Below are 4,123 nucleotides of genomic sequence, written 5' to 3' on the forward strand. Positions count from 1 at the left end.
GGCCACTGTCGGGCAACCTGCTGGCCCGCTACGGCGGCAAGCTGCCCGATGGGCGCACCAGCAGCGGCGTGCTGATCGGCGCCGCTGCCGGCAGCACGATCACTGCCGTGGCCGATGGCACGGTGGTGTTCTCAGACTGGATGACCGGCTACGGCATGATCCTGATCGTCGACCATGGCAACGGCTACATGAGCCTGTACGCGCACAACGACACCCTGCTGCGCGACGCCGGCGCCACGGTGAAGAAGGGCGACCCGGTGGCCAAGGTCGGCAACTCCGGTGGACAGGGCGTGACCGCGCTGTATTTCGAGCTGCGCCGCAACGGGCAGCCGGTCGATCCGGGCAGCTGGCTGCAGCGTCGCTGACACCCAGCCCAACGGCGCGCTGTCCATGCGCGCCGGGTTCAACGGGAATTTATCGTCGCTTCGCGCATAATCGGGCGACGCACCCAGTGCGTGTTTTCCGTCCCCCGCCGACCTGGAGTGCTTCATGCGCGTAGCCCGTTCCGCCACCTTGCTGCTGGCCCTGTTGCCCGCTGTGTCCTGGGCGCAGCAGACCAGCGAGGCTGCCAGCAGCGCCAGCGATGCCGCCAGCAGCGAAGAGGCGGTGACATCGAAAGTGCCGCTGGAGGAAATCCGGCGCTACGTGGCGGTCTACAACGCGGTCCGCGCCGCCTACGTGGACCCGGTGGATGACAAGAAGCTGATGCAATCGGCCATCCGTGGCCTGTTGCTCGACCTGGATCCGCACAGCACCTATTTCGACAAGGAAGACGCCGAGGCCTTCGACGAACAGGCCACCGGCGCCTACGACGGTATCGGCGTGGAGCTGCAGCAGCAGCCGGACAACAGCAGCCTCAAAGTGATCTCGCCGATCGACGACACCCCGGCTACCCGCGCCGGGATCCGCGCCGGCGACCTGATCATCGCCATCGACGGCAAGCCGATCAGTGCCATCCAGGCCACCGAGCCGCTGCGTGGCAAGGCCGGCAGCAAGGTGGTGCTGACCCTGGTGCGCGAAGGCAGGGCCAAGCCGTTCGACGTTACCGTCACCCGCCAGACCATCCGTGTGACCAGCGTGCGCAGCCGCATGCTGGAGCCGGGTTATGGGTACATCCGCCTGAGCACCTTCCAGGCCGACACTGGCGCCGATTTCCAGAAGCATGTCGGCCAGCTGCAGCAGCAGGCCGGCGGCAAGCTCAAGGGCGTGGTGCTTGACCTGCGCAGCAACCCCGGCGGCCTGCTCACCGCGGCGGTGCAGGTGGCCGATGACCTGCTCGACAAGGGCAACATCGTCAGCACCCGGGGCCGCATCTCGATCAGCGATGCACGCTTCGATGCCACCCCGGGCGATCTGCTCAAGGGCGCACCGGTGGTGGTGCTGGCCGATGCCGGTTCGGCCAGCGCCTCCGAAGTGCTGGCCGGCGCGCTGCGCGACAACGGCCGTGCGCGCGTGGTCGGCAGCCGTACCTTCGGCAAGGGCTCGGTGCAGACCGTGCTGCCGCTGGACAACGGCGACTCGGTGAAGTTGACCACCGCGCGTTACTTCACCCCGAGCGGCAAGTCCATCCAGGCCACCGGCATCGTGCCCGACGTGCTGCTGCAGCCGGAGAGGCAGCCGGGTGACGACGCCCTGCCGGCCAGCCTGGCCGACTACAGCGAAGCCACCCTGCCGGGCCACCTCCGCGGTGACGAGGAAGGCGGCGACGGCTACAAGGCCGGCGACGTGCTGCCGGGCGACGGCCCGATCAACGACGCGCTGGCCGAGTTGAAGCAGCCGGKTTCGGTGCTGGCAAAGCAGAAGGCAGAGGCCGCCAAGGCAGCCGCGCAGAAGAAGCCGGAAGCAAAGCCGGAAGCAAAGCCGCTGGATACGCCGGCCAAACCCTGACCGGTAGTGCCGGCCGCTGGCCGGCTCTGCATGCACCCAACCGCATGAGGCGCCGGCCAACGGCCGGCATTACCCGGGTTGATCCGACTATCCGTGGAGCCGGCCAGCGGCCGGCACTACCCGGTGCGTCCGACCGGACGTGTGGCCGGCCAACGCGTCATGCGTCGGCGCGGCCTAGAACCCGTGGCGCTTGCGCAGCCGACGCGCGATCGCCGCGCGCACATAAACCCCGTAGGCCAGGCCGAACACGAAGCCTGCGATGTGCGCCCACCAGGCCACCATGCCGAAGCTCGGGCCGATATAGGCGAACACCACCTGCAGCGCCGCCCACACCCCGATCAGCAGGTAGGCCGGCGCCCGCACGAACTCCAGGAACAGGCCCAGCGGGATCACCACGCCCAGCCGCGCGCCTGGGAACAGGGCCAGGTAGGCACCGATCAGCGCCGACACCGCGCCGCTGGCGCCGATGATGATCTGATCCGGGCTGCCCATGGTGTAGATCGCGGTCAGGTTGGAAATGGCCCCGCCCACCAGGAACAGCAGGATCAGCCGCCACGGCCCCAGCACGCGCTCGGCCGGCAGCCCGAAGATCAGCAGGAACACCAGGTTGCCCRGCAGGTGCGACCAGTCCGCATGCAGGAACAGGGCGGTGAACAGGCGCAGCACGCTGCCGTCCTGCAGGGTGGCCCACCAGTCCAGCGGGTGGGTCAGGCCGGTGGACAGGGCGCCCCAGTCCAGCCACAGGCTGCGGCGGGCATCGTCCGGACGCGAGATCGACCACAGGAACGCCACCCACAGGGCGGCGAACAGCAGCGGGGTAGCCCAGCGGAAGGCGGACTTCTTGCGGGAGGGGATCGACACGAACATGGGTGCGCTAGCCTAGCGCGGCGACGCCCGTGATGGGGCATTGACGGGTTCAGCCTGAATAGCCACAAGGGGGCAGTCCGTTATTGTTTCATTAACCGGTCTGGGTATACTCCAATACGGCGTCGTATGTCGGGAGGGGAATCCGGCGCGTTGTCTCCACCGAAAGGCAGGGACGACGCAGGCGCACGTTGCCAAACATCACCGCAATTCCGGAGAGAACCAAACATGCATACCGCTTCCACGCTTGCCCGCGTCACCGCCCTGGCCGTCGGCATTGCCGGTGTCCTGGCCGTCGGCCACGTCAACGCTGCCGCCTTCCAGCTGAAGGAAAACAGCGCCAAGGGCCTCGGCCGCGCCTTTGCCGGTTCCGGCAGCGCCGAGGGCGACGCCTCGATCATCGCCGTCAACCCGGCTGGCATGCGCCAGCTCGAAGGCACCCAGATCCAGGGTGACCTGAGCGCCATCAGCTTCTCGGCCAAGTTCAGCGGCACTGGCCGCAAGCCGACCGGCCAGCCGCAGACCGGCGGTGACGGCGGCGACGCAGGCATGATCGCTCCGGTCCCGGCTGCGTACTTCCACATGCCGATCGGCGAACAGGCCCACTTCGGCGTGTCGCTGACCGCTCCGTTCGGCTTCAAGACCCAGTACGACAACGCGTGGGTCGGCCGTTACAGCGGCCTGAAGACCGACCTGAAGGCGATCGACCTGGGCTTTGCCGCCTCCTACGACGTCAACCCGTACGTGTCCTTCGGCGCGTCGGTGTTCGTTGAACACCTGACCATCGAACTGAGCAACAACATCGACTTCGGCACCGCGCTGGCGCAGTCGCGCGTGCCGGGCTTCGCCCCGGGCAGCGCCGATGGCAAGCTGACCGTGGAAGGCGACAACAACGCCGTGGGCTGGACCGTCGGTGGCTTGTTCAGCCCCGATGAGAACACCCACATCGGTATCAGCTACCGGTCCAAGGTCGAGCACAAGATCACCGGTGGCGACGCTACCTTCGACGTGCCGGCCAACGCCGCTGCCGTGCTGGCCGTGGCACAGCCGGGTCGCTTCACCAGCACCTCGGGCAAGGCCACCCTGACCCTGCCGGCCTCGGCCACCCTGAGCGTGACCCACAACGTCAACGACCGCTGGACCGTGATGGGTGATGTCACCCGCACTGCCTGGTCGACCGCGTTCGATCAGGTCACCATCGACTACGCCTCGGCGCAGCCGGACTCGGTGCTGGAATTCGGCTACCGCGATACGACCTTCGTCTCGCTGGGTACCGACTTCAAGCTGAGCGATACCGTCACCCTGCGCGGCGGTGTCGCGCTGGACCAGACCCCGACCACCAACGCCCACCGCGACGTGCGCGTGCCCGACC

Annotated in this window: 4 protein-coding genes; 3 read left to right on the plus strand and 1 reads right to left on the minus strand. The window is 67.9% G+C overall.

Going from position 1 to position 4,123, the window contains the following annotated elements:
• The coding region (locus tag AC1DQP_RS17580; protein ID WP_478052108.1) for a murein hydrolase activator EnvC family protein at positions 1-365 on the plus strand (365 nt) is incomplete at its 5' end.
• 124 nt (positions 366-489) lie between these two features.
• Positions 490-1,887: a S41 family peptidase gene (locus tag AC1DQP_RS17585; protein WP_478052109.1), complete on the plus strand. Its 1,398-nt coding sequence runs from the start codon at positions 490-492 to the stop codon at positions 1,885-1,887.
• 174 nt (positions 1,888-2,061) lie between these two features.
• Here the strand turns inward: AC1DQP_RS17585 and AC1DQP_RS17590 are convergent, their stop codons facing one another.
• Entirely contained in the window at positions 2,062-2,754 is a 693-nt protein-coding gene (locus tag AC1DQP_RS17590) for a rhomboid family intramembrane serine protease (protein WP_478052110.1), read from the minus strand.
• 225 nt (positions 2,755-2,979) lie between these two features.
• Between AC1DQP_RS17590 and AC1DQP_RS17595 the strand changes: the two genes are divergently transcribed.
• A partial coding sequence (locus AC1DQP_RS17595; protein WP_478052111.1) for an outer membrane protein transport protein occupies positions 2,980-4,123 on the plus strand: 1,144 nt, incomplete at its 3' end.

Source organism: Stenotrophomonas sp. P5_A8 (assembly GCF_056400545.1).